The 24,804-nt window shown below is 68.5% G+C and carries 21 protein-coding genes; 17 read left to right on the forward strand and 4 right to left on the reverse strand.

All coding sequences use genetic code 11. The features are described from left to right. Positions 1–41: 41 nt before the first annotated feature. Positions 42–590, reverse strand: a complete 549-nt coding sequence (locus B5X90_RS10725; RefSeq protein WP_243178145.1) for an NUDIX hydrolase — start codon at positions 588–590, stop codon at positions 42–44. Positions 591–761: 171 nt separating this feature from the next. Here B5X90_RS10725 and B5X90_RS10730 point away from each other — a divergent pair, with 171 nt between their 5' ends. The 5 genes from B5X90_RS10730 (at position 762) to B5X90_RS10745 (ending at position 6,896) form a co-directional block, all read left to right on the forward strand. Then, positions 762–2,240 (forward strand): CCA tRNA nucleotidyltransferase, encoded by a 1,479-nt coding sequence (locus tag B5X90_RS10730; protein ID WP_079552783.1) that lies wholly within the window; start codon positions 762–764, stop codon positions 2,238–2,240. Continuing rightward, positions 2,241–2,825, forward strand: coding sequence for a histidine phosphatase family protein (locus B5X90_RS10735; protein WP_028277661.1), 585 nt, complete (start codon positions 2,241–2,243; stop codon positions 2,823–2,825). It begins immediately after the preceding gene. A gap of 742 nt (positions 2,826–3,567) precedes the next feature. Further along, the gene (locus B5X90_RS21620) at positions 3,568–3,702 is read left to right on the forward strand and encodes a hypothetical protein (RefSeq protein WP_256860175.1); all 135 of its coding nucleotides are present in this window, start codon (positions 3,568–3,570) and stop codon (positions 3,700–3,702) included. Positions 3,703–3,972: 270 nt separating this feature from the next. Then, positions 3,973–5,451: a glycosyltransferase family 87 protein gene (locus tag B5X90_RS10740; RefSeq protein WP_079552839.1), complete on the forward strand. Its 1,479-nt coding sequence runs from the start codon at positions 3,973–3,975 to the stop codon at positions 5,449–5,451. Further along, entirely contained in the window at positions 5,448–6,896 is a 1,449-nt protein-coding gene (locus B5X90_RS10745; RefSeq protein ID WP_079552785.1) for a phytoene desaturase family protein, read from the forward strand. Before B5X90_RS10740 ends, B5X90_RS10745 begins: the two co-directional genes overlap by 4 nt. 18 nt (positions 6,897–6,914) lie before the next feature. On the opposite strand, the gene B5X90_RS10750 is transcribed toward B5X90_RS10745, so the two are convergent. Both B5X90_RS10750 and B5X90_RS10755 read right to left on the reverse strand, forming a co-directional pair. Beyond that, a complete protein-coding gene (locus tag B5X90_RS10750; protein ID WP_079552787.1) occupies positions 6,915–7,643 on the reverse strand; it encodes an ABC transporter ATP-binding protein in 729 nt (242 codons plus the stop codon). Between the two features lie 43 nt (positions 7,644–7,686). Beyond that, entirely contained in the window at positions 7,687–8,787 is a 1,101-nt protein-coding gene (locus B5X90_RS10755) for an FtsX-like permease family protein (protein ID WP_079552790.1), read from the reverse strand. Between the two features lie 186 nt (positions 8,788–8,973). On the opposite strand from B5X90_RS10755, the gene B5X90_RS10760 reads away from it, so the two are divergent. The 12 genes from B5X90_RS10760 to B5X90_RS10815 all read left to right on the forward strand — a co-directional run bounded on the left by B5X90_RS10760 (position 8,974) and on the right by B5X90_RS10815 (position 24,434). Next, the gene (locus B5X90_RS10760; protein WP_256860176.1) at positions 8,974–10,401 is read left to right on the forward strand and encodes a sensor histidine kinase; all 1,428 of its coding nucleotides are present in this window, start codon (positions 8,974–8,976) and stop codon (positions 10,399–10,401) included. Next, positions 10,398–11,054, forward strand: coding sequence for a response regulator (locus B5X90_RS10765; RefSeq protein ID WP_079552792.1), 657 nt, complete (start codon positions 10,398–10,400; stop codon positions 11,052–11,054). Before B5X90_RS10760 ends, B5X90_RS10765 begins: the two co-directional genes overlap by 4 nt. Before the next feature lie 126 nt (positions 11,055–11,180). Then, positions 11,181–13,199, forward strand: a complete 2,019-nt coding sequence (locus B5X90_RS10770; protein WP_079552794.1) for a penicillin-binding transpeptidase domain-containing protein — start codon at positions 11,181–11,183, stop codon at positions 13,197–13,199. A 34-nt stretch (positions 13,200–13,233) separates the two neighbouring features. Then, complete coding sequence (locus tag B5X90_RS10775) at positions 13,234–14,916, forward strand: ABC-F family ATP-binding cassette domain-containing protein (RefSeq protein WP_079552796.1); 1,683 nt, start codon at positions 13,234–13,236, stop codon at positions 14,914–14,916. Positions 14,917–15,057: 141 nt separating this feature from the next. Next, positions 15,058–15,831 (forward strand): DeoR/GlpR family DNA-binding transcription regulator, encoded by a 774-nt coding sequence (locus B5X90_RS10780; protein WP_079552798.1) that lies wholly within the window; start codon positions 15,058–15,060, stop codon positions 15,829–15,831. Continuing rightward, the gene (locus tag B5X90_RS10785; protein WP_079552801.1) at positions 15,828–17,015 is read left to right on the forward strand and encodes an MFS transporter; all 1,188 of its coding nucleotides are present in this window, start codon (positions 15,828–15,830) and stop codon (positions 17,013–17,015) included. Before B5X90_RS10780 ends, B5X90_RS10785 begins: the two co-directional genes overlap by 4 nt. Positions 17,016–17,030: 15 nt before the next feature. Beyond that, complete coding sequence (locus B5X90_RS10790; protein ID WP_079552803.1) at positions 17,031–18,527, forward strand: bifunctional phosphatase PAP2/diacylglycerol kinase family protein; 1,497 nt, start codon at positions 17,031–17,033, stop codon at positions 18,525–18,527. A gap of 193 nt (positions 18,528–18,720) precedes the next feature. Continuing rightward, on the forward strand, positions 18,721–19,662 hold the full coding sequence (locus B5X90_RS10795) for an ABC transporter ATP-binding protein (protein ID WP_079552806.1): 942 nt from the start codon (positions 18,721–18,723) through the stop codon (positions 19,660–19,662). 3 nt (positions 19,663–19,665) lie between these two features. After that, positions 19,666–20,550 carry an ABC transporter gene (locus tag B5X90_RS10800; protein WP_079552808.1) on the forward strand — a complete coding sequence of 295 codons (885 nt, stop codon included), beginning with the start codon at positions 19,666–19,668 and terminating at the stop codon, positions 20,548–20,550. A 36-nt stretch (positions 20,551–20,586) separates the two neighbouring features. After that, positions 20,587–21,966, forward strand: a complete 1,380-nt coding sequence (locus B5X90_RS10805) for a sensor histidine kinase (RefSeq protein ID WP_079552811.1) — start codon at positions 20,587–20,589, stop codon at positions 21,964–21,966. Continuing rightward, positions 21,926–22,687, forward strand: coding sequence for a response regulator (locus B5X90_RS10810; protein WP_079552813.1), 762 nt, complete (start codon positions 21,926–21,928; stop codon positions 22,685–22,687). The genes B5X90_RS10805 and B5X90_RS10810 overlap by 41 nt, the downstream gene beginning before the upstream one ends. Before the next feature lie 283 nt (positions 22,688–22,970). Then, positions 22,971–24,434 (forward strand): amino acid permease, encoded by a 1,464-nt coding sequence (locus tag B5X90_RS10815; RefSeq protein ID WP_079552815.1) that lies wholly within the window; start codon positions 22,971–22,973, stop codon positions 24,432–24,434. 133 nt (positions 24,435–24,567) lie between these two features. Here the strand turns inward: B5X90_RS10815 and B5X90_RS10820 are convergent. After that, positions 24,568–24,804, reverse strand: a 237-nt coding sequence (locus B5X90_RS10820) for an IS3 family transposase (RefSeq protein ID WP_143264682.1), incomplete at its 5' end; no start/stop codon positions are given.

Here is a 24,804-nt window from a genome sequence, read left to right on the forward strand (position 1 = left end):
TAGTCGCTATCCGTCGACGTGACCGGCCGCACCGACGGCCTTCAACGGTCTTCCGGCAGGACTTCCTTGGCCAGATCCGCGATGCGGCGTTCATTGGGGAAGGACAGCTTGCGCGCCAGCTCCTGGATCGGAACCCACGCGACGTCCACGGCTTCCTTGTCCGGATCATTTTCGATGGTGAGTTCCCCGCCGGTGGCCCGCAACAGGTAGTGATGCACGGTCTTGTGGACGCGGTGCCCGCTCACGGTGAACCAGTAGTCGATGCTTCCCAGGGGTGCCAGGATCTTGCCTTCGATCCCGGTTTCCTCGGCGATCTCGCGGACCGCGGCTTCCTCGTTGCTTTCCTTGCCTTCCGGGTGGCCCTTCGGCAGGCACCACTCGAGACGTCCGCCGCGGTTAAGGCGCGCGATGATCGCTACCCGCAGGTCGGCGTCGGACATGTCCACCACGACGCCGCCGGCGGAGATTTCCTCCACGGTGGGCAGGGAGGCCTGGCCCGTGTGCTGGACAGGCGCGACGTTGGCACCGATTGCCGACGGCAACGGTGCGTTTGTCCTCCTGCCGGGAGCGCTCGGTACGGGATGGGCCATGAGGTCCACTCTAACGACTCTTGCCCGCTGTTGATGACCTAAACATGGCCGGAAAGTAGACGGCCGGGAAAGTCGGCCCGCGCCGGTTCGTGCGCAATCGTGACGAACCCGCCGGATCCTTGGGGGTTCCGGTGTGGTGCTGACGCGGTTTTCTGACAAGCTTAAGTAACTATGGCGCACGCACATCACAAGACTGACTCCCACACCGTTTCTTTCCAGGTGGATCCGGTGGTTCTGGAGCTCGGGCAGCGCTTCGTCGACGCCGGCCACGAGCTGTCCCTCGTGGGCGGGCCCGTCCGTGACCTTTTTCTTGGCCGGGTCTCGCCCGATCTGGACTTCACCACTGACGCCACCCCGGACCAGACGGTTGCCCTGATCAAGAAATGGGCGGACAACTACTGGGAGATCGGGCGCGCCTTCGGCACCATCGGGATGCGCAAGGACGACTTCCAGATCGAAATCACCACCTACCGGGCCGACGCCTACGATCCGGAGTCCCGCAAGCCGATAGTGGCCTTCGGAACATCCCTGACGGATGACCTGTTGCGGCGGGACTTCACGATCAACGCCATGGCCCTGCGGCTGCCCATGCTGGAGCTCGTCGATCCGTTCGGCGGCGTCCGCGACCTGCACGCGTCGATCCTCAACACGCCCGGCCCTCCGGAAACGTCCTTCTCCGACGACCCCCTGCGCATGATGCGCGCCGCGAGGTTCGCGGCCCAGCTGGGGGTGTCGCTGCACGCCGACGTCCGCGAGGCCATGATCCGGATGGCGGAGCGGATCAGCATCATCTCGGCCGAACGCGTGCGCGATGAACTGATCAAGCTCATCTGCGCCGTGCAGCCGCGGGCCGGCGTGGACCTGCTGGTCGATACCGGCCTCGCGGACCTGGTCCTGCCGGAAGTCTCGGCGCTGCGCCTGGAATCCGATGAACACCACCGCCACAAGGACGTCTACCAGCACTCGCTGCAGGTCCTGGAACAGGCAGCGGCGCTGGAGTCGCAGGCGGACGGCCCGGTTCCCGGCCCGGACTTTGTGTTGCGGTTCGCCGCCCTCATGCACGACGTCGGCAAGCCGGCGACGCGCCGCTTTGAACCGGGCGGCGCAGTGAGCTTCCGCCACCACGACATGGTGGGCGCCAAGCTGACCGCCAAGCGCATGAAGGCGCTGCGCTTCGACAACGACACCATCAAGGCCGTGGCCAGGCTGGTGGAGCTGCACATGCGCTTCTACGGATACGGTGAGGCCGGCTGGAGCGATTCCGCGGTCCGCCGCTACATCACCGACGCCGGGCCCCTCCTGGAGCGCCTGCACCGCCTCACCCGCTCAGACGTCACCACCCGGAACCAGCGCAAGGCGGACCGGCTGTCCTTCGCCTACGACGACCTCGAGGACAGGATTGCGGCGCTGCGGGAGCAGGAATCCCTCGACGCCGTCCGCCCGGACCTGGACGGTGGCCAGATTATGGCGCTGCTTGGTCTCAAGCCCGGTCCCGTGGTGGGCCGCGCCTACAAATTCCTGCTGGAAGAACGCATGGAGCACGGCCCGCTCGATCCCGCCGTCGCCGAATCCCGCCTACGGGACTGGTGGGCGGCACAGCCCGAGGCGGCGCCCGCCGGCGCCGAACCTTCCACCACTGAGGAGTCCTAAGTGATTGCACCATCCAACGGCCCCCGCCCCCAATTGTGGATCCTGCGGCACGGTGAAACAGAGTGGTCCAAGAGCGGGCAATACACCGGTCTCACGGACATGCCCCTCACGGTGGAAGGTGAGCAGCAGGCCGTGGAGGCGCGCAGAGTGCTGGAGACTGTCGACTTCGACCTCGTACTGACCTCACCCCTGCGCCGCGCCCGCCGGACCGCCGAACTCGCCGGCTACCCCGACGCCCAGCTGGAGCCGCTGGCGGTGGAATGGGACTACGGCGACTATGAGGGCATCAGCTCGGACCTCATCCGCAAGGACAACCCCGAATACCTGATCTGGACGCACGGCGTGCCCAACGGTGAGGCGCTCGACGACGTCGCCGCCCGCGCGGACAAGATCGTGGCCCGGGTGCTCGAATCGGGCCTGGACAATGTGCTGATCGTCGCGCATGGACATTTCTCCCGCATCCTGACCGCCCGGTGGCTCGGATTGGACCCCCGCGAGGGCCGGCATTTCGTGTTGGGGACCGCCAAAGTCTGCACACTGGGATGGGATAAGAAGACGCCGGCAATCGTGCGCTGGGGACTCTAAAACCGGTTTTTGAAACAAAGTCGAAAAAAGTTTATGAATTCGGTAGGCAACTGCCGCATTCGTAGTGTATTTTTATTTCTGACCCCACGGCGACTTGCCGGGGTCACGGCGCGCGTCGCCCGGCCAGTCAGCCGGAGCCACGGCAGAACAGAAAAGGAGGTTGGGAAAATGATGATTACTTTGACTAGCGGATGGATGTATTCCACCACCGCCAACCCGGCCTCGTTCGCTGAGCCGCGCCCAAATGTCGGACTGACTGTTTCCTGACCGCTTTCCCGTCCCAGGTAATGAAACCCGGGGCCGGCGGCAACTGGCTTCCCCAATGGAAAGCCCAGTCACAGCAGCCTGAACAGGCGGAACCACGCGGTTGCGCAGCCTCCCCATAGTTCGGAACCCAGCTTCTTGTTGGGGTTTCGGCGCTACCGCGTCCAGGGGCCATTCTCCATCGAATAACTATTTCCTATCCGGAATTCCAGCCTAATTAAGGCCGGGAATTTCCGGGCTAATTGCCACGCCCGGAACCGGTTTCGAATTCCTTGCATCTACGGCTCTATTTGTCGCGCCCAAAAATGCTCCCTCCCGTTTCATCCGGCCATTCCTGCTGCGTCTGTTTGTCCCGGCCGGCCGCATCCCCCACCAACGAAAGGTCCCTGTGACTACCGCAACCACCGCCCCAGCCCGCCGCACGGCCCCACCCGCCACCAGGGTGCACCGATCAAGTCACCGAAGGGAGGTAAAAACCATGATGAGCAAGCTCTATACGGTCCTGTTCCGGAAGCTCGCACGCAGGGAACCGGCGCGCTTCAACGGCCAGCTCCTGGATCAAAGGCGCGACGACGCCTTCCTCGTAATGCATCAGGCCGGCCTGATTCGCTGAAGCCGTGATCTGCTGACTACCGGACACTTCCGCCCCGGGCGCATGGACTATTTCCGTGGTGGCGACGCCCGTTACCGGCAGAACTGTCCGCAGCGAAGGAGGACCTGATGACTGACATTCGAACCGATCCCAGGGAGCCCGTGCGTCGCCGCACGGGCTCCCCCTTTTAAGCGTCCCTTCATGGTCCGCCGCTGTGGCGGCCTCCGATACGACGTGCCAGCGAAGACCGCGGCGCGGCATGGGTCAATGTCCCCCGGTAAGCTCAAGGGCATGCAGGAGACAAAGCCGCCGGAGCGCAAACGGGTCCGATTGGTCATCCCAAGCCGCAGCGACCCTTTTCTCCGAAACTTCACGGAACTGGTAGGCGGTCCTTTGGGCCACCGCTCGGCGCCCGGGATCGTTTCGCCGGGATTCTTTACGGTGGAACGCGTTCTGGTGGTCCTCACTGTCCTCGCCGCCCTGGCCGGGATTCTGCTCAAGAACTTCTGCCGCACCAACGGCTGGGAAACACCCGGGCAGTTCTACGCCACGTGCTACTCGGACTTTCCGGAGCTGTTCCGCAACCGCGGCCTCGGCGGTGGCGCCTTCCCCTTCATTACCCCGGGAAGCCTCTTCGAGTACCCCGTGCTGATGGGGTTGATCGCGGGTGCCACCGCACTTCTGGTGCCCGGCGCCGGCACCGACGATCCCCGCGTCCTTGGCTACTTCGACGTCAACGCCACCCTGATCGCCGCCGTCTGGATCGTCACCGTGCTGGCCACGGCCCGGACGAACCGCCGCCGGCCCTGGGACGCGGCGATGGTTGCCCTCGCCCCCGGCATTGTCCTGGCGGGCGTCATTAACTGGGACATGTGGGCCGTGTGCATGCTGGCTCTTGGCATGTACTTCTTTGCGCGGAACAAGCTCGTGCTCGCCGGGATCTTCATCGGCCTGGGCACGGCCACCAAGCTCTACCCGCTGTTGATCCTCGGCGCCGTCCTGCTGCTGGCGCTCCGGAGCGGGCGCATCCGGGCCCTCCTGATCACGGCCGGTGCCGCAACCGCGGCCTGGCTGGCGATCAACGTCCCCGTAGCCGCGGCAAATCCGGACGGCTGGAAGTACTTCTACCAGTTCACACAGGAGCGGCCGGCGGGCTACAGCTCGCCCTGGTTCGCCTACAACCTGGTGGCCGCCCGGCTGGGCTGGAATCCGCTTGAGGCCGCGGCCATCAACTCCCTGGCACTGGACCTGTTCCTCCTGGCCTGCATCCTGATTGCGGTCCTGGCGCTGACAGCACCCCGCCGGCCGAGAATCGCGCAGCTGGCGTTCCTGATCGTGGCCGCGTTCATCCTGACCAACAAGGTGTACTCCCCCCAGTTCGTGTTGTGGCTGATCCCCCTGATCGCCCTCGCACGGCCCCGCTGGCGTGACTTTGTCATCTGGCAGGCCATCGAGGCGCTGCACTGGGGCGCCATCTGGATGTACCTCGGGCAGGCAACCAGCGGCGGCTCGACCCAGCACAACATCGACATGCCCTACTACGTCCTGGCCGTGGTTGCCCACATGCTCGCCACCGCGTACCTGATGGCGCGGGTCGCCTGGGACATCTGGGATCCGTCGTGCGACGTGATCCGCCGCCACCGCATCGATGATCCGCATGGCGGGCCCTTCGACGGTGCCCCGGACTGGCTTCGGATAGATCTGCGCCGGCCCGCGGCGTCCCTGGTGCCGTGGCGGAAGAGTGCCGTGGCGGAAGGCCACAGCGCATGACTGACGTCGCCGTCGTCGGTTCCGGCCCCAACGGGCTGGCCGCGGCGGTGACCATGGCGCGGGCCGGACTCAAAGTCCGCGTGTTCGAGGCGGCCGCCACGCCCGGCGGCGGGCTGCGCACCGCCGAATTGATGGAACCGGGCCACTTCCACGATGTCTGTTCGGCCGTGCACCCCATGGTTCTGGCCTCACCCTTTTTCCGCCGGTTCGAGCTGTCCAGGCGCGTGCCGCTGGAGGTGCCCGAGCTCTCGTATGGATCCCCGCTCGACGGCGGCCGCGCGGCGCTGGCCTACCGTTCCCTGGACCGCACCGTTGCGGAACTGGGGCCGGACGGCGCCGCCTACCGCCAGCTCATGGAGCCCCTCGTGCGGCGGGTGGAGGGCGTCGCAGACCTGACCCTGAACCAGCTGCTGCGGATTCCGGCAAACCCCCTGGCCGCCGCCGCGTTCGGCATCCGGGCGCTCGAACAAGGCTCGCCGCTGTGGAATGCGAGGTTTAGCCAGGACCTGGCTCCCGCACTGCTGAGCGGCGTCGCCGCGCATGCCGTGGCGCCGCTGCCCTCGATCACCGCCGCCGGCGCCGGGCTGATGCTGGGCGCCCTGGGCCATGCCGGCGGCTGGCCGGTTCCGCGCGGCGGATCGGCCGCGATTGCCCGGGCGCTGACCGCTGACATCGAGGCCCATGGCGGGGTGGTCGAGACCGCCAGGCGGATCACATCGCTCGCGGAGCTGCCGCCGGCCCGGGCCACCTTGCTGGATGTGGCGCCCCCCGCGCTGCTGCACCTGGCGGAGGGCCAGCTCCCGCCGCGCTATAGGAGCGCCCTGGCGTCCTTCCGCTTCGGGAACGCTTCCTGCAAGGTCGATTTCATCCTCTCCGGACCGGTGCCGTGGGCGGCGGACGGACTCGCCGATGCCGGGACGGTGCACGTGGGCGGCACCAGGGCGGAAACCGCCGAGGCGGAGCGCCTGGTCGCCTCGGGCCGGCATCCGGACCGGCCCTACGTGCTGGTATCCCAGCCCACGCGTTTTGATGCCGGCCGCGCGCCGGCCGGCCGGCACATCCTGTGGACCTATTGCCACGTTCCGGCCGGTTCCACCGTGGACATGAGCGATGCGGTCATGGCGCAACTGGAGCGCTTCGCGCCCGGGTTCCGGGATGTGGTGGTGCAGTTCAAGGTGACCACAGCCGCCGGGCTGGCGGCGTACGACGAGAACTTCGTCGGGGGGGACTTCGGCGCAGGCCGCATGGACCTTTGGGGCATGCTGCGGCGGCCGGTGCTGAGCCCGGTTCCCTGGCGGACGCCGCTGCCGGGGGTGTACTTGTGCTCGTCGTCCACCCCGCCGGGTCCCGGCGTCACCGGGATGCCCGGCTTCCACGCCGCCCGGCATGCCCTCAAGGACATGTTCGGGCTCGGCGTCCCGGACCTCGGATACCGGGTCCCCTAGCCTGCTAGTCCCTAGTCCCTAGCCCCGACGCGGCGCCGCAGCGGCCGCCGTCGCCGCCCGGCCGGACAGCCGCCCGTCGCGCATGCTCGCGACGGCGTCGGTGAGCGGCACGAAATCGGTGTCGTGGGTGACCATGACGGTTGCCACGCCGAACTCGTCGGTGACCTGCCGCAGCAGCCGGATGATCGCTTCGCTGCGCTGGTGATCAAGGGCTGCCGTCGGCTCGTCCACCAGCAGCACGGCAGGGTTGCCCATGAGTGCCCGGGCAATGTTGACGCGCTGGCGCTGGCCGCCGGAGAGCTGGTGCGGCCGCTTCGCCAGGGCGTGCCCGAGACCGACAAGGTCCAACAGGGCCGCGGCGCGTTCCCCGGCAGCCCGGGCCGTCCCGCCGCGCAGGCGCTGGGTGATCACGAGCTGCTCCACCGCGGTGAGGGAGGGCAGGAGGTTGGGCTGCTGGAAAATGATGCCGATCTTGTCCCGCCGCAGTGCGGTGCGGCCGGAGTCGGGCAATCCGCCGGCGTCCTCGCCGTCGACCACCACCAGGCCGGCGGTGGGCCGGACCAGGGTGGCGGCGACGGCCAGCAGGGACGACTTGCCGGACCCCGAGGGGCCGATCAGGGACACGAATTCGCCTGCGCGCACCTTGAGGCTCACGGTGTCCAGGGCCTTGAGGGTGCCGTCTCCGTCCGGATACTCCAGGGTGACGTTGACGAGGTTCAGGGCGGTGTTGTTCAGGGGTGAGTTCACGAGATATGCCTTTCTGGGAATATATGGGCAGGCGCGGGGCTGCTCAGTTACCGCCGAGGGCGATGAGCGGATCGACGCGGGCGACGCTGCGGACCGCGAGGGCTGCGCCGGCCAGGCCCAGGAGCACGATCCCGGCGATGGGCAGCAGCGTTGTCCAGGGCGTGATGAGGAACGGCGCCGCCTGCGCCGCAAAGAGCCCGCCGGCCACGCCGGCCAGCCCGCCGGCCGCTGCACCGGCCAGCAGGACCAGGGCAGCCTGCGCCATGGCGTCCCGGAGGATGTAGCGGGCGGACCCGCCCAGTGCCTTCAGAACGGCGATGTCCCGGGTGCGCTGGACCGTCCAGACCGTCAGGAAGGCAACAATCACGAGCGCTGAGATGCCGTAGAGGAAGGCCTGCATGAGCAGCAGCGAGCCGTTCTCGCTTTTGTAGGAGCCGAGGGCCTGGAAGGATCCGTCGATCGTGGTGCTGACGGTTCCCGCGGCGGTGTTGGCGGCACCGAGATCCACCCCTGTTCCGGCCGTGGAGTCGAATGATACGGCCAGTACCGTCGCGGCGTCCGCGTCTTGGATGTGTGCCAGCTTCTGCCAGTCGGCCAGTGTGGTCCACACGACGCCGGTGTGGGAATACCACTGCTCCGGCACGACGGCCGTCACGACGAGGTCGGCGCCGCCCACCGAGGCGTGGCTGCCGATGCTGAGCTCCAGGTCCTCCGCCAGTCCGGCTCCGACGGCGATGGTTCCCTCGGCCAGCGGTGCGGGAGCCAGGCCTGCGCCGGGCTCGGTGCCGAAGACGGCAACGCTTGCCGTGCGTGCCGGTACGCCTCCGGCGCCGAGTGCCTGGAAACGGCTCTGGCTGATGCCGACGGCGTCGGCGCGGGCGACGCCGTCGCGCGCCGACCACAGGCCCTGTTGGGCGCGTGTGACTTCGGATTCGGTAAACGAGGCCTTGGGTGCGCTCCCGGCCGGGGCGCCGAAGACCAGCTGGTCGGCCGGGAGGGCGGCGAGGGCCGACGTCGACTGGTTCCCGAGGCCGGCCGTCAGTCCGGAAAGCATGACGAGCAGGAGGGTGATGAGGGCGACGACCGCCCCCATCAGGGCGAACCGTCCCTTGGCAAAGCGGATATCGCGGATAGCGAGATACATGGTGACCCCTTTGAGGCGTTTGTGGCGTTGCTTCCAGCCTTCCCTCCGCCGGGCTCCGGGGCATCGGCCGCCCGGTTGGACCACAGGCACCGTGCGGACGGCCCTGCGATCAACCAAAAGGTTGATTCCGCCGGGGGCGGGCCGGTTTCCGCAGGAGACACGCCGCGCCGGCACTACGCTGGAAGCATGGAGGGCGACGCCGGCAACCCGGTCCACAACGGCACAGGACCCGAGGGCGCACCCCACGCCGGCGCACCCCAGGCCCGCGCTGTGACGGCCGGCGCGCCGGCGCCGGGCACGGAGCCCACCGGGGCGGCCGTCATTCTGCGCGTCCTTCGCGTGAGCCTGCACGTCGGCTTTGCGGTGCTGCTCCTGGTGGCGCTGCTCCGGCTCCTGGCCGGCGGCATCACGGGCCAGGAGTGGATCACCCTGCTGCTGGCCGTGCTGCTCGCCGCCTTCTACCTCCTGGGCACCGTGCTGGAGAAGCGGCACGCCGCCCGCCGGACCCGGTTCGATCCGCGGCCCTACTCGGCCTGGTGGCTGGGCGGCGTCTGCCTCCTCTGGCTGCTGCTGGTCTGGGCCAGTGCCGACTTCGTCTGGCTGGCCTTCCCGCTGTTCTTCCTGCAGTTGCACGTGCTCCGGCGGGGGCTGGCGCTGCCGGCAATCGCCCTGAGCACGTTGTTCGTCATTGGGGCGCTCTGGTTCCACAACGGCGGTATCGCAGCCTCGGGGCAGGCCGGTGCAGCGCCGGCCAGCCTGGCGCCGGAGCTGCCCATGGTGCTCGGGCCAGCATTTGGCGCGGCCTTCGCTGTGGTCACGGGGCTGGCCTACCGGGCGCTGTTCCTGGAGGCGGAAAACCAGCGGCTGGCGGCCGAGGAGCTCCGCCGCACCCGAGCCGAACTCGCCCGGACCCAGCACAATGCCGGAACCCTGGCCGAGCGCACCCGGCTGGCCCGCGAAATCCACGACACCCTGGCCCAGGGCCTGTCCAGCATCGTGCTGATGGGACGCGCGGCCGAGAAGGCCCTGGACGACGGCGAACCCGCCGTGGCACGGGACAGGCTCCGCATTGTCCGGGACACGGCCGCCGCCAACCTGGCAGAGGCCCGCAACTTCGTCCGGGCCCTGCAGTCCCCCGATCTTGAGGACGGCTCCCTCGTGGCCGGACTTCTCCGGCTGTGCGAAACGACCGAAGCGGAGACCGCGGCGCGGGGTGCCGGGCTGCGGTGCCGCCTCGACGTCGAAGGTGTACCGGTGGAACTGCCGGGCGCCCACCAGACGGTCCTGCTCCGCGCCGCGCAGGCGAGCCTGGCCAACGTGCGGGCCCATGCGCAGGCGGACACCGCCGTCGTCACCCTGTCCTTCCTGGGCCCGGACGTGGCCATGGACATCTACGACGACGGCACCGGCTTCGACCCCTCGGCCTTACCGGCGCGTCCGGACGGATCCGGCTACGGGCTGACATCGCTGCGGGACCGCGTTGCCGCCCTCCACGGGCAGCTGGACATCGAGTCTGCCCCCGGTGAGGGAACCGTGGTGGCCATCCGGCTGCCACTGGGCCAAGCGCCCGGTTCCAACGCCGTGCCGGCGCCCGCGCGCAGGGACCGGAAATGAACAACATCCGGGTGTTCCTGGTGGACGACCACCCCGTGGTCCGGGCCGGTCTGCGGGCGATGCTGGGTGATCTGCAGGGCATCACAGTGGTGGCCGAGGCCGCCGACGGCGCCGCCGCGCTGGCCGGGCTGGCCAGGCTCCACACCCTGGGCGAGCCCGCGGACGTCGTGCTCATGGACCTGCAGATGGGCGCGGGCATGGACGGCGTCACCGCCACCGGCCGGATCAAGGCAGGAGAGGCCGGCGAGCCGGCGCCGCCGGTGCTCATCCTGACCACCTATGACTCCGACGCCGACATCCTCGCCGCCGTCCAGGCAGGCGCCAGCGGCTACATGCTCAAGGATGCCCCGCCGGAGCAGATCCGCCAGGCGGTGCTCTCTGCCGCGGCCGGCGGCACCGCACTGGCCCCCGAGGTCGCGGCCCGGCTGATGGGCCGGATCAGGAATCCGGAGCCTGCCCTGTCCGCCCGCGAGGTCCAGCTGCTCGGATTGCTGGCCACCGGGATGGGAAACCGGGCGATCGCGAAGCAGCTGTTCATTTCCGAGGCCACGGTCAAGACGCACCTGGTGCACATCTACGGCAAACTCGGCGTGGACAACCGCACGGCCGCGATCGCCGTGGCAGCGCAGCGCAGGATCATCCGGCGGCCCTAGGCGTCCCGGCGGCGGAGTTGAAGCCGGCGGCAGCTCCGGTGGTACGTGACCGTGTCCTTTGACGGTGTCCTGCGGCGGCGCTGTATGACAACAGAGTTGTCGGTGGCCCGGGGCATAATGGGCGCCATGGGGAACTCATCAAAACTTGCACTGGCCCTTGTGGGCCTTGTTCTTGGCGGCTCGCTGGTCGCCTGCGGCGACGGCCGTGAGGGCGCCGAAAGCGCTGCCAAACAGCTCGCCTCCGCGGTGTCAGCGCTCGACGTCGGATCCGTCGCCTTTGAGGGCAAGGACTCCGGTGCCGCCAACGACCAGCTCAAGGAAATATTCAAAGGGCTTGACCCGGCCCGGCCTGCAGTGGACAGCGGCCAACTGACGCTGGAGTCCGATAAGGCCACGGTCCCGCTCAACTACCGCTGGAAGATCGGCTCCGAAGAGTGGAAGTACACCACCTTCGCCGAGTTCAAGAAGTCCGGCGACAAGTGGCTGACGGTCTGGAACCCGGCCACCCTGGTCCCCGAACTGGACGAAGGCGAGCTCGTCAGCTCGGCAACCCATTCGCCGTCCCGCGCCGACATCCTGGGCGCCGGCGGGGTCCCGCTGGTCACGTACCGGCCCGTGGTCAATGTTGGCATCGACAAGCCCGCGCTCGGCGGCGCAGACGCCGCCGACTCCGCCACCAAGCTTGCCCAACTGGTGGGGGTCGACCCCGCGGCGTACGGCCAGCAGGTCGCGGCCGCCGGCCCCGAGGCGTTCGTTGCCGCCATCACTTTGCGTGAAGAAGGACGGACCATCACCGACGCCCAGATCGGCGGGATTCCCGGCGCCCGCGCCATCCGGGACTCCCTTCCGCTGGCACCAAACCGGACCTTCGCCCGCGCCCTGCTGGGCACTGCAGCGGAGGCGAACGCAGAACAGATCGAAAAATCGAACGGGGCACTCAAAGCCGGGGACACCACGGGAACCGGTGGCCTGCAACAGCAATACGACGCGCAGCTTCGCGGCAGCGACGGCATTCAGGTCGTCGCCGAGAAAGCAGGCCTCACCGCCGCAGAGAAACAGGCTCTGCCCAATGAGGGACGTCGCGTACTTTTCCAGACTGCGATAAAGGAAGGCACCCCGCTGAAAACCACCCTGGACCCTAAGCTGCAGCAGCTCGCGGAAGACGTCCTCGGCAAGGTCGGCCCGGCGTCGGCCATAGTGGCACTCCGGCCCTCCAGCGGCGCCGTCCTGGCGGCCGCCTCCGGGCCGGGCAGCAACGGCTACGACACCGCGATGCTGGGACAGTATGCCCCGGGATCGATCTTCAAGATGGTCGATTCCCTGGCCATGTTCCGCAACGGCATGACGCCCGACTCCAAAGTGGACTGCCCGCCCACCCTCACGGTGGACGGCCGCACCTTCAAGAACGCCGAGGGATACCCTGAGTCGTCGCTGGGGTCCGTGACGCTGCGCGACGCCTTTGCGCACTCCTGCAACACAGCGTTCATCAACGCCCGGGACAGCGTCACCCAGGCACAGCTCGAATCCGCCGCGACCTCGCTGGGCGTGGCAGTTGAAGCACCCGCGCTCGGCGCGGCCGCATTCCTCGGCTCCGTCCCCGGGGATGCCGAAGGAACCGAACATGCCGCCTCCATGATCGGCCAGGGCAAAGTGCTCCTGTCCCCCCTGGCCGCCGCCGTCATGGCCGGTTCGGTGGCCAAGGGAGCCCCGGTGGCCGCCCAGCTGGTGTTGAATCCGAACGATGGCACCAGTCCCCCGGATGCCCAGGGCGCCGCCCCCACAGGAACGGAGACAGCCGGCACGTCGCCGTCGGCCCCGGCCTCGGGTGACGCGACGCCGCCGGCCCCCGCACCGGCCACGGCCGTCGAAAAGCCGGTAACTGCAGCGGAAGCCGCGGCGCTGGCTGACATGATGCGGGCCGTCGTCACCAGCGGTCATGCCGGGTTCCTGGCCTCCGTCCCGGGCGAGCCCGTCGGGGCCAAGACCGGAACGGCCGAGTTCGGCAACGACACCCCGCCCAAGACCCACGCCTGGATCGTGGCCGTGCACGGTGACCTCGCCGTCGCCGTGTTCGTCGAGGACGGCGGACTCGGGGCCACCACCTCCGGTCCGCTGCTCAAGGAGTTCCTGACCCGGGCCGGCTGAGCGGACGCTTTCCGGCCGTGGGAAGATTGAACGCGTGGCTCATATTGACGTATCCGGCATCGACTACTTCCTCTCCGACGGCACCCAGCTGCTCAACGGGGTGACCTTCAAGGTCCCGGACGGCACCAAGACAGCGCTGATCGGGCCCAACGGGACCGGCAAGACCACGCTGTTCCGGATCATTTCCGGCGACCTCGTCCCGGACGAAGGCGTGATCGGCCGGTCCGGCAACATGGGCATCATGCGCCAGTTCGTGGGCCAGGTCCGGGACGATTCCTCGGTCCGCGACCTGCTGGTCTCCGCCGCCCCGCCTGCCCTGGCCGCCGCCGCGCGTGCCGTCGACGATGCAGAGCTGGCCATGCTGGAGCATGACGACGAGCCCACCCAGATGGCCTACGCCCAGGCGATCGTGGACTGGGGGGATGCCGGCGGCTATGACGTCGAAACCGTCTGGGACGAGGTCTGCATGGCCGCCCTCGGCCTGCCCTTCGACCGGGCACAGCACCGCCCGGCGTCGAGCCTCTCCGGCGGCGAGCAGAAGCGGCTGGTCCTCGAGGCCCTCTTCGCCGGCCCCGACGAACTGCTGCTCCTCGACGAGCCGGACAACTACCTCGATGTTCCGGGCAAGCGCTGGCTCGAGGCCAAACTGAACGACTCGAAGAAGACCGTGTTCTTCATCAGCCACGACCGCGAACTGCTCAACAACGCCGCCGGCCGCATCGTCACCCTGGAACCGGGCATCAACGGCGCCGGCGCCTGGATCCACGGCGGCGGCTTCGGGTCCTACGTGGATGCCCGGGCCGACCGGAACGCGCGCTTCGAGGAACTGCGCAAGCGCTGGGACGAGGAGCACGTCAAGCTCAAGGAACTCGTCAACATGTACAAGAACAAGGCCGCGTTCCGCTCCGACATGGCCAACCGCTATCACGCGGCGCAGACCCGGCTCGCGAAGTTCCTCGAGGCCGGGCCGCCCGAGGCCCTGCCGATCGAGCAGAACGTGCAGATGCGGCTCAAGGGCGGGCGCACCGCCAAACGCGCCGTCGTGGCCGAGAAGCTGGAACTGACCGGCCTGATGAAGCCGTTCTCCACCGAAATCTGGTTCGGGGACCGGGTGGGCGTCCTTGGCTCCAACGGTTCGGGCAAGAGCCACTTCCTGCGCCTGCTCGCCACCGGCGGCACGGATCCCGAGCGGGAGCACCTGCCGGTGTCCGACGTCGAGATCGCCGAGGTGCCGCACGAGGGCACCGTGAAACTCGGTGCCCGGATCCGGCCCGGCTTCTTCGCCCAGACCCACGTCCGGCCCGACCTGCTGGGCAAGACCCTGCTCGAAATCCTGCACCGGGGCGACGAGCACCGCTCGGGCATGGGCCGCGAAGCCGCCGCCGGGGCCCTGGACGGCTACGGGCTGGCGGCGCAGTCCGAGCAGAAGTACGAGTCCCTCTCCGGCGGCCAGCAGGCGCGGTTCCAGATCCTGCTGCTGCAGCTCTCGGGCGCCACGCTGCTGCTGCTTGACGAGCCCACGGACAACCTGGACCTGCACTCGGCCGAGGCCCTGGAACGGGCGATCGACCACTTCGAGGGCACCGTCCTGGCGGTCACCCACGACCGCTGGTTTGCCCGAACCTTCGACCGCTTCCTGGTTTTCGGCTCCGACGGCAGGGTGTACGAGTCCGCCGAACCGGTCTGGGACGAAAAGCGCGTCGAGCGCGCCCGCTAAGCCGCACGACGGAGTTCACGAAGCAATGCGGGGTCAGGTACGGCCCATGCCGGGGGCGGTTATGGGCGCTAAGTGACCTCGCGTTGCTTCTTAGTGTGCGCAACAAATGATTAAATGATCATAAAGCGCTAGCATTTGAGCATGAACACTGATGAGCGGCACCGCCTGATCGGCGTACTGCTGCGCGACCGGGAGCATGTGACGGTGGACGAGCTGATGGCCGCCTGCGGTGCCTCCGGCGCCACCGTCCGCCGTGACCTCGACGTCCTGGCCCTGCACGGCGTGTTGCGGCGGGTCCACGGCGGAGCCAGGAGCCTGGTTTTCGGCGGCGAAAACCCGCACTACGGGCAACGCGAACTTGAGGACCACACCGCCAAGATGCGGATCGCCGCAGGGGTGGCGGCCATGCTCGCGGACCGGGGACACGTCTGGCTGGACAGCGGCACCACCGCCACCGAGATCGCCCGCCAGTTGCGCCAGCGTGAGATGACGATCATGCCGATGTCGCTGCGGGCCGTCACCGCGCTGTCCGCGGACGACGGTCCGGCCGGGCGCCGCCCCGAGCTCCTGATGCCCGGCGGCAGCCTCGTTCCCGGCGAGCTTTCCTTCCGCGGGCCGATGACGGAATCCAACATCCGCTCGCTGCGCTTCGACACCGCCGTCGTCACGCCGTGCGCCCTGAACCTCAAGGACGGCCTGTTGGCCCACGACCTCGACGATGCCGCCGTCAAACGCGCCGGCCTCGAATCCGCCGCCCGGGTGATCGTCGCCTGTGCCGGCACCAAATGGAACGCCAGCGCCGTCGCCCTCGTCGCATCCCTGGACGTCGTGGATGCCATCGTGACGGACCGGCAGCTCGGCCCTGAAGAACTTGACCAACTCGCGCAGCACTCGGTGGAAGCAGTGATCGTATGACCAGTACCGCAACCGTCCCGCAACTCAAGGCTGCCACCGGGGCGACTTTCCTTGTCTTCGGGATCAACGGATTAGTCTTCGCCAGCTGGGCGGCCCGCATCCCGGCCGTGACCGAGATCCTGCACATCACCGCGGGCCAGATGGGAACCCTGCTGCTGTGCGTCGCGGTCGGTTCTCTGATCGCCCTGCCGACGGCCGGGTTCGTCGTCGGCCGGATCGGCACCGCCAACACCGTCCGCAGCGCCGGACTCGTGGCCGCGGCGGCCGGTGTCGGCGTCGCGCTCTCACTGATGGCGGCCTCCATCCCGGGGACTGCCATCGCCCTGTTCTTCTTCGGGATAGGCGTCGGGTTGTGGGACGTTTCGCAGAACATCGAAGGTGCCGACGTCGAACACCGGCTCGGGCGCACCATCATGCCGCAGTTCCACGCGGCGTTCAGCGGCGGTGCGTTCGTCGGCGCCCTGATCGGCGCCGGATTATCCACCCTGGGGATTGGGCTCCCGGAGCACCTGCTGGTCATAGCCGCCGTCGTTGCCGTCCTGACCACCGTGGCCCCCCGGTATTTCCTGCCCCATCTGCCTGCCGAGGCACCCGCCGCGGGGGACGCGGACCGCGGCAACGCCGGTTCGGCCTGGCAGGACGGGCGCACACTGCTGATCGGCGTCGTCGTCCTCGGCGCCACCCTGACCGAAGGCGCCGGCAACGACTGGATTGCCAAGGCCGCGGTTGACGGCCTGGGCGCCGAACAGTCCACGGGGGCGCTCCTGTTCGCCGCGTTCGTGCTGGCCATGACCGCCATGCGCTTCTTTGGTGGCCGTGCGATCGACGTCTACGGCCGTGTTGCGGTGCTGCGGGCCAGCATGGCGGCGGCAACTGCGGGCCTCTGCCTCTTCGTGTTCGCCGGCAACATCTGGCTGGCCGCCGCCGGTGCCGTGCTCTGGGGCGTGGGGGCAGCACTCGCGTTCCCGATCGGGATGTCCGCCGCCGCGGATGACCCCAAGAAGGCAGCCGCCCGGGTGTCCGTGGTGTCCACGCTGGGCTACATTGCCTTCCTCGCCGGGCCGCCCCTGTTGGGGTACCTGGGCGATGTCACCGGTGTCAGGACCGCCCTGCTGGCGATCGGGATTCCGATTGTGGTGGCCCTGGTCCTCGCCGGAGCCGCGAAGCCGCTGCCCGCGAGGTAGCAGTATGGTGGTCCAATGCGAACCATGCTGAGGAAGGCCCCCGGCCGCCTGTCAAAATTCGACCGCAAACTGGTGCGCGCCGTCTCCAATCTGCCGGGAGGAGGCCATGACGACTTCTTCCGCCGTCTGTCCGCCGCCGCGAACAAGGGCAAACTTTGGTTCGGCGTTGCCGGAGCCATGGCCCTGGTGCCCGGCAAGACGCGCCGGGCAGCGGTGCACGGACTCATCGCGCAGGGCGCGGCCTCGGCGGTCACGAACCTCGTGTTCAAGACCCTCCTGCCCCGGACCCGCCCCCTGCCCGAACACCTTCCGGTCTTCCGCTTCGTGAACCCGCAGCCGACGAGTTCGTCGATGCCGTCGGGCCACTCGGCCTCCGCGGTTGCCTTCGCACTCGGAGTCGGCATGGTCCGCCCGGCACTCGGGGCGGCACTGGCCCCTGTCGCGGCGGGGGTGGCCTACTCCCGGGTCCACACCGGGGCCCACTGGCCCTCGGATGTGCTGTTCGGTTCCGCGATCGGCGCCGGCGCGGCCATGGTGACGCGGAAGTGGTGGCCCGTCCGGCCGCCGTTCCCGGAAACCCGCCGCGGCGCTGCCCGGGCCGCGGAGCTCCCGGACGGCCAGGGGCTCGGCATCGCCGTCAACACCCTCGGCGGGTCCTATGCTGACGAAACCGTCGACGCCCTGCAAAATGTATTCCCCAAAGCGTATATAAAGGAAATCGGGCCGGGTGAGTCCGTCGATGCGGGCATCTCTCAGGTCGCGACCCGGCCGGGCATTGCGGCCCTGGGCGTCTGGGGCGGCGACGGGACCGTGGGCGCGGCGGCGACCGCCGCCGTCGAACGTTCCCTCCCGCTGCTGGTGCTCCCCGGCGGAACGCTGAACCATTTCGCCCGCGACGCCGGGACCCCCACCCTGGCGGATGCCGTGCAGGCGGCGTCGCGCGGCGAGGCCGCCGTGGCCGACGTCGGCCACGTGAGTGTCGAGCGCGGGCTCCCCGACAGCCCGGAGCAGCTCGAGCTGCTCATGCTCAACACGGCCAGCATCGGCCTCTACCCGAACCTGGTCCGCCGGCGGGAGCAGCTCCAGCCGGCACTGGGCAAACCCCTGGCCGGAGTGGTGGCCATGTTCCGGACCTTCGCGGCCGGCACCCCCACCACGCTGATCGTCAACGGGGAGCGGCACCGGCTGTGGATCCTGTACATCGGCCGCGGCCGCTACTACCCCCGCGACCACGCGCCGCTGGTGCGCCCGGTACTCGCGGACGGTGTCCTGGACCTGCGGATGATCACTGCCGATGAGCCGTTCGCCCGGTTGCGGCTGCTCTGGGCCGTGCTCACGGGCACCGTGGCCACGTCCGGGATCACCCATCTGAGCGAAACGGACCGGATCACGGTGGAACCCGGGAACGGGCCCATGGTCCTCGCCGTCGACGGAGAGGTCATGCCCGGCGTACGGCGCGTGGAATTCACGGTCCGCCCCGGCGCGCTGACCTACTACTCGCCCCTTAGCTGAACCCCGTCGTCTGAACCCCCTCGTCTGAACCCCCTCGTCTGAACCCCTGTCATCCTCCCGGACTACCCTGATTCGCCCCTGAATCATCCCTGAGACCGGCGATAAACGCAGCTTGCCTCGGTAGCGTGGTGTGCAGACGGGCCCGTGACTGCGGTGCCCCGGATCATCTCCCGCTACGCAAAGGAACGCTTCCATGATCGAAGCACGAGGCCTGACCAAGGTTTACGGCGACAAGACCGCCGTCGCCGGCGTCAACTTCACCGTCGAAGCCGGCAGGGTCACCGGCTTCCTGGGTCCGAACGGGGCCGGAAAATCCACCACCATGCGCATGATCATGGGGCTGGACCGCCCGACGTCGGGCTCAGTGACCGTCAACGGGTCCCCGCTTACCGGGCACGCCGCCCCGCTGCGCGACGTCGGCGCGCTGCTCGATGCAAAGGCCGTCCACACGAGCCGCTCCGCCTACAACCACCTCCTGGCCATGGCGGCGACCCACAGCATCCCGAAGAAGCGGGTCCACGAAGTCATTGAGATGACCGGACTGGCCGAGGTGGCCAGGAAGAAGGTCGGCGGCTTTTCGCTCGGCATGGGCCAGCGGCTGGGCATTGCCGCCGCCCTCCTGGGCGACCCGCAGACCGTCATCCTGGACGAGCCCGTCAACGGCCTTGACCCGGAGGGTGTGGTGTGGGTCCGCAACCTCGTGAAGTACCTGGCCTCCGAGGGCCGCACGGTCTTCCTCTCCAGCCACCTCATGAGCGAGATGGCAGTCACGGCGGACCACCTGATCGTGATCGGCCGCGGGAGGATCATTGCGGATGCCCCGATCCAGGAGATCATCACCGGCAAGGGCCAGGGCCGCACGCGGGTCCGTACCGACCAGCCGGACCGGCTCATGCAGCTGCTGGCCGGGACCGGGGTCTCGGTGGAGGTCCAGGAGCGCGAACTCCTCGAAGTCACAGGCCTGGACCCGCGGCAGATCGCCACTGCGGCGCTGGATAACCTCGTCATGATCTACGAACTCACCCCGCTGCAGGCCAGCCTCGAGGAGGCCTACATGGAACTGACCAAGGATGAGGTCGAATACCACTCGCTGATCACCACGGGCGCCGTTCCCGTCGAAGCCGGAGGCAACTAAGCCATGAGCTCCACCACCGTTGAATCCACGCCCTCGCGCCGCGGCGCCGACGCACAGCGGTCCGGAAACGGCAGCAGTTCCGGCCCCGGCCCCAGCTTCCCGCGGGTCCTCAACTCCGAATTCATCAAGTTCCGCACCTTGCTCTCCACGCTGATCCTGCTCGGCTCCACAGTGGTGGTCATGGTGGGGTTCGGGGCGCTTTCGGCCTGGGGGACGGGCCAGTTCTCCGAGGCCGCGGCCCGGGACCCGGAGGTCGGCGCCAGGCTCGCGGCCCAGGGCGGCGACATCGCCGTTAGCGTGCCCACCTCCGGCATCGCGTTCGCCCAGCTGATCCTGGGCTCCCTCGGCGTGCTGCTGATGAGCTCCGAATTCACCACGGGCATGGCCCGGTCCACGTTCGCGGCGGTGCCCAAACGCATCCCCGCGTTCGCGGCCAAGCTCGTCGTGGTGGTGGTGACCTCCTTCGTCGTCACCGCCGCATCCACCCTGGCCGCCGGGTTCGTATCCGTGCCAATCCTGGACAACTACGGCCTCGGCCTGGATCTGGGCAGCTCGCAGTCGGTCAAGCTGCTCCTTGTCAACAGCATTTACGTGGCAGCGGTCGCGGCCATCGGGATGGCGCTGGGCACGCTGATCCGCAACTCGGCGGGCGGCATCATGAGCCTGGTGGGCCTGTTCTTCGTGGCACCCATCGCGTTCCAGCTCATTCCGGGCGACTTCTTCGTGGAGGCCCGCAAGTACCTGCCCGGCAACACCGTGGATCCGCTGACCGCGGTGGAGCACATCCCGAAAACCCTCGAGGCCTGGCAGGCCGGCCTGGTGCTGGGCGCCTGGGTGGTCATCCCGGTGCTCCTGGCCGCCGTCCTACTCAAGAGGCGGGACGTCTAGGCCGGCGCCACGGGCCCCAGAGTCTAGGCTCAGAGCATGATCGATGCGGTACCTCTCAGGGACGCGCCGGCCGGACCGGCCGACGCGTCCCTCGCCGAACTCACGGCCCGCCGCCGCGGCCGGCTCCGGCGCTACCTGCTGGCCAATCCGCGCGTCATGGACGTTCTGGTGGTGCTCTGCTACCTGGTCCTGGTCACGCCCACGGCGGTCGAATCGGTCATCCACGGCGACTGGCCGGTGGCCGTGTTGCTCGCCGCGGCCGCGCCCGTCCTGCTCTTCCGGCGGGCGTATCCGGTGCGGGTGGCGGCGGTTGTGGGGGCCCTGGAACTGGCGGTCACCTGCCTGCATCCCTGGGGGTCCAATGTCTCCGCCGGGCTCTGGTTCTCGCTGTACGCCGTCGCCGTCGTCCGCACCCGGCGGTTCGCCCTCACCGCCCTGGCCCTGACCACCGCCCCGCTGCTGCTCCTGTACTTCCTGCTGGCCGTCGGCCCGCTCGACGGCCGGCTCCCGGACATGGCGGTCCGCACGCCGGAGAATTTCCAGCTGCTGACGGGCATCGCGGCGGGCATCGGCATCGCGCTCTCGAATGTGATCGCCACGGGGATCGGGATCTCGGTGCGGCAGCGGCGCGAGCACGAGCACGAGATCGCGGCCTGGGCCGCCCGCGCCCAGCAGCTGGGCTCGGTCACGGAACGGAACCGGATCGCGCGCGAAATGCACGACGTCGTGGCGCACTCGCTGACGGTCATGATCAGCCTGTCGGACGGCGCCGCCGTCGTGGTCAAGAAGGATCCCGAGCGCGCCGCCGGCGTCCTGGCCGAACTCTCCCGGACCGGACGCACCGCGCTGGCCGACATGCGGCGCGTCCTTGGCGTGCTGCGCGAGGACGCCGCCACCGGACGGGCCCCGCGCGAGCCGCTGGTGGCCGGGGGCAGCCTGGCCAAACTGCTCGAGGGCTTCCGCACCGCGGGACTGCCGCTGCACTACACGCACACCGGCCCGTCCCTGCCCGACGATGCGGCGTTCCAGCTGACGGTCTACAGAATTGTGCAGGAGTCGCTGACCAACGTGCTGCGCTACGGCCGCGCCTTGAGCCGGGTGGACGTCAGCATTGTCCGGAACGGCTCCCGCGTCACCATCGAGGTGCTCGACGACGGCAGGGGCACCGTTGACCCGGGCGCTCCCGGGACCGGCGCGCAGGCGAAGCCTGACGCGCTGGACTCCTTCGGCACCGGGCATGGAATCGCCGGGATGCGGGAGCGGGCCAGGATCTACGCTGGCACCGTGTACGCCGGGCGCGCCGGTGACCACGGCTGGCGCGTGCACGCGGAACTGAACTGCAACGGCGAGAATGCCACGGAATCAAGGGGGAACAATGTCCGACAACACGCCGGTACGCGTCCTGCTGGTGGATGACCAGCCGCTGCTTCGGATGGGCTTCCGCCTCATCCTGGAGGGTGAAGACGATTTGTGCATCGTGGGCGAGGCATCCAACGGCGCCGAAGCGGTCCGCCACGTCCGGGAGCTCGCGCCCGACGTCGTCCTGATGGATGTGCGGATGCCGGTGCTGGACGGAATCGAGGCAACCCGGGCGATCGCCGCCTCGGGCTCCGACGCCAAAATCATCATCCTGACCACCTTTGACCTCGATGAATACGCTTTTTCAGCACTGCGGGCAGGGGCCTCTGCGTTCCTGCTCAAGGACGTGGCGCCGGCAGAACTGGTCAGCGCCGTGCGGGTGGTGGCCAGCGGCGACGCCGTGGTGGCGCCCCGTGTTACGCAGCGGCTGCTGGAGACCTATGTCCGCGGTGCCGGCGGCATGGATCCTGCAGGAACAGGCGGCGCCGGCGGCCAGCGCGCCGGGGCGGACGACGGCGGTCAGCAGGCCGGCAGCCCCGCACGCCCGGCGCGGGATCCGTTGCTGGAGGACCTGACACCCCGCGAAAACGAGATGCTCGGGGCGATGGCCGAGGGTCTGTCCAATGCCGAAATCGCGCACAGGTATTTCCTGTCCGAGGCCACCGTCAAGACGCATGTGCGCCGGATCCTGACCAAGCTCCACCTCCGCGACCGCGTCCAGGCCGTGGTGTACGCGTATGAGACCGGCCTTGTGGTGCCAAGCAACGCGGACTACTGACGGCCGCGGCCCGCCGCCGCAAGGCGGGCTACCGGCGGATAGTACCTGAAGCAGTGGTTTCAGGCACATTGCCGAATTGCCCATGAGGCAACTTTGGTTGTCTTTCAGGCCCTCGCGTTGGGTGATGGACCGGTCTGGGCCGCCGTCATTTGTGGGACTGCACAAGACGGACGGTCCGCCGCGCGGTCTAGTGTGAAACGACATTGTGGTCCGCCGCACAGCACGGATTTGATTCCGTGCCGGCAAGAGCGGGCCTGAACCCCCCACGAAGGACGGCGCTTCCATGCCCGCTGACCAGCAGCTTTCAAAATCCCTGAAACCCAGGCATCTGTCCATGATTGCCATCGCCGGCGTGATCGGCGCCGGACTGTTTGTCGGTTCGGGTGCGGCGATCCAGCAGGCCGGCCCCGGCATCCTGGTTGCCTATGCCGCGGCGGGACTCGTCGTCATCCTCGTCATGCGGATGCTGGGCGAGATGGCCGCGGCCAACCCGGAAACCGGCTCATTCTCGACCTACGCGGACAAGGCCCTGGGCCGCTGGGCCGGGTTCAGCATCGGCTGGCTCTACGCATGGTTCTGGATCATTGTCCTCGGCATCGAGGCCACGGCGGGGGCAGCGATCATGCACCGCTGGGTCCCCGGCATTGACCAGTGGGTGTGGGCGCTTGCCCTGATGGTGCTGCTGACGCTGACCAACCTCGGGTCCGTCAAGTCCTACGGCGAGTTCGAGTTCTGGTTCGCCTCCATCAAGGTCGCGGCAATCGTGCTCTTCCTGCTCTTCGGCGTCGCCGCGATCCTGGGCCTCATCCCCGGCGTCCCGGCGCCCGGCCTGGACAACCTGATCGGCAACGGCGGGTTCATGCCCAACGGCCCCGGCGCCGTCCTGGCCGGCATCCTCGTGGTGGTGTTCTCGTTCTTCGGCGCGGAAATTGCCACCATCGCCGCCGGCGAATCCGAGAACCCGGTCGATGCCGTCAAGAAGGCCGTGAAGTCCACCGTCTGGCGCATCCTCGTGTTCTACATCGGCTCCATCGCCATTGTGGTCACCCTGCTGCCGTGGAACTCCGCTTCCGTCGCCAAGAGCCCCTACGTCGCGGTCATTGAGCTGTTCGGCATCCCCGGCGCCGGAACCATCATGGACATTGTGGTGCTGACCTCGGTGCTCTCCTGCCTGAACTCCGGGCTCTACACCGCCAGCCGCATGCTGTTCTCGCTGTCCCGCCGCGGCGACGCCCCCAAGTCGTGGATGCGGATTTCCAAGCGCGGCGTGCCCGCTGCCGCTGTACTGGCCTCCACCGTGGTCGGCTTCGTCACCGTCGGACTGAACTACGTCGCCCCGGACACGGTCTTCCTGTTCCTGGTCAACACCTCCGGTGCCATCGCGCTCTTCGTGTGGCTCGTCATCGCGACCTCCCAGCTGATCCTGCGCCGCCGCATGGGCGCCGCCGCCAAGGACCTCCAGCTGAAAATGTGGCTCTTCCCGTACCTGACCTGGGTGTCGATCGTAAGCATCGTGGCCCTGCTGATCGGCATGGTGATCCTGGAATCCACCCGGGAATCGCTGCTGCTCTCGCTGGCTCTCGCCGCCGTCGTCGTGGGGATCGGGGTCTTCCGCTACCGCAGGAACGGTGCCAAGGCCGCTGTTCCCGCAGCAGGTGCCGCCGAGGCTCCTGCCGGGGACAACTCCCCGGTTGACGCCGAGCCTGGCGCTGAAGACGCCACGGTGGGTGCCCGCCCGGTGTCGTAGCCCCGGAAGGCCCCCGCGGCGGTCCCGCACCACCGGACATGCCCTCCCCCTGCGCCCACCACTGGACATAGCGCCATCATGTCCACTGCCCGGCGTGAACTGGTCCCCGAAAGTTGGACTGGTTGGTAAGAGCCTAGGCTGCGAGGGCCTGGGCACGGTATTGCAGCGGGCTCAGGCCCTCAAGCTTTGTTGAGATCCGTTCGGTGTTGTACCAGCGGATGTATTCGTGCAGTGCCGCTGCCAGTGCGTCGGTGCTGATGAACCGGACATGGTGGAAGAGCTCTTCCTTGAGGTGACCGAAGAAGTTCTCGATCACCGCGTTGTCGTAGCAGTTGCCCTTGCGGGACATTGATTGAACCGCACCGGCACC

This window comes from Arthrobacter sp. 49Tsu3.1M3 (assembly GCF_900168135.1).
Taxonomy (GTDB): Bacteria; Actinomycetota; Actinomycetes; order Actinomycetales; family Micrococcaceae; genus Arthrobacter.

Excerpts from the sequence above, each read along its gene's own strand:
- B5X90_RS10725 (WP_243178145.1), bottom strand. The coding sequence starts at position 590 with ATGGCCCATCCCGTACCGAGCGCTCCCGGCAGGAGGACAAACGCACCG.
- B5X90_RS10730 (WP_079552783.1), top strand. The coding sequence starts at position 762 with ATGGCGCACGCACATCACAAGACTGACTCCCACACCGTTTCTTTCCAG.
- B5X90_RS21620 (WP_256860175.1), top strand. The coding sequence starts at position 3,568 with ATGATGAGCAAGCTCTATACGGTCCTGTTCCGGAAGCTCGCACGCAGG.
- B5X90_RS10740 (WP_079552839.1), top strand. The coding sequence starts at position 3,973 with ATGCAGGAGACAAAGCCGCCGGAGCGCAAACGGGTCCGATTGGTCATC.
- B5X90_RS10745 (WP_079552785.1), top strand. The coding sequence starts at position 5,448 with ATGACTGACGTCGCCGTCGTCGGTTCCGGCCCCAACGGGCTGGCCGCG.
- B5X90_RS10755 (WP_079552790.1), bottom strand. The coding sequence starts at position 8,787 with ATGTATCTCGCTATCCGCGATATCCGCTTTGCCAAGGGACGGTTCGCC.
- B5X90_RS10760 (WP_256860176.1), top strand. The coding sequence starts at position 8,974 with ATGGAGGGCGACGCCGGCAACCCGGTCCACAACGGCACAGGACCCGAG.
- B5X90_RS10765 (WP_079552792.1), top strand. The coding sequence starts at position 10,398 with ATGAACAACATCCGGGTGTTCCTGGTGGACGACCACCCCGTGGTCCGG.
- B5X90_RS10770 (WP_079552794.1), top strand. The coding sequence starts at position 11,181 with ATGGGGAACTCATCAAAACTTGCACTGGCCCTTGTGGGCCTTGTTCTT.
- B5X90_RS10780 (WP_079552798.1), top strand. The coding sequence starts at position 15,058 with ATGAACACTGATGAGCGGCACCGCCTGATCGGCGTACTGCTGCGCGAC.
- B5X90_RS10785 (WP_079552801.1), top strand. The coding sequence starts at position 15,828 with ATGACCAGTACCGCAACCGTCCCGCAACTCAAGGCTGCCACCGGGGCG.
- B5X90_RS10790 (WP_079552803.1), top strand. The coding sequence starts at position 17,031 with ATGCGAACCATGCTGAGGAAGGCCCCCGGCCGCCTGTCAAAATTCGAC.
- B5X90_RS10795 (WP_079552806.1), top strand. The coding sequence starts at position 18,721 with ATGATCGAAGCACGAGGCCTGACCAAGGTTTACGGCGACAAGACCGCC.
- B5X90_RS10800 (WP_079552808.1), top strand. The coding sequence starts at position 19,666 with ATGAGCTCCACCACCGTTGAATCCACGCCCTCGCGCCGCGGCGCCGAC.
- B5X90_RS10805 (WP_079552811.1), top strand. The coding sequence starts at position 20,587 with ATGATCGATGCGGTACCTCTCAGGGACGCGCCGGCCGGACCGGCCGAC.
- B5X90_RS10810 (WP_079552813.1), top strand. The coding sequence starts at position 21,926 with ATGTCCGACAACACGCCGGTACGCGTCCTGCTGGTGGATGACCAGCCG.
- B5X90_RS10815 (WP_079552815.1), top strand. The coding sequence starts at position 22,971 with ATGCCCGCTGACCAGCAGCTTTCAAAATCCCTGAAACCCAGGCATCTG.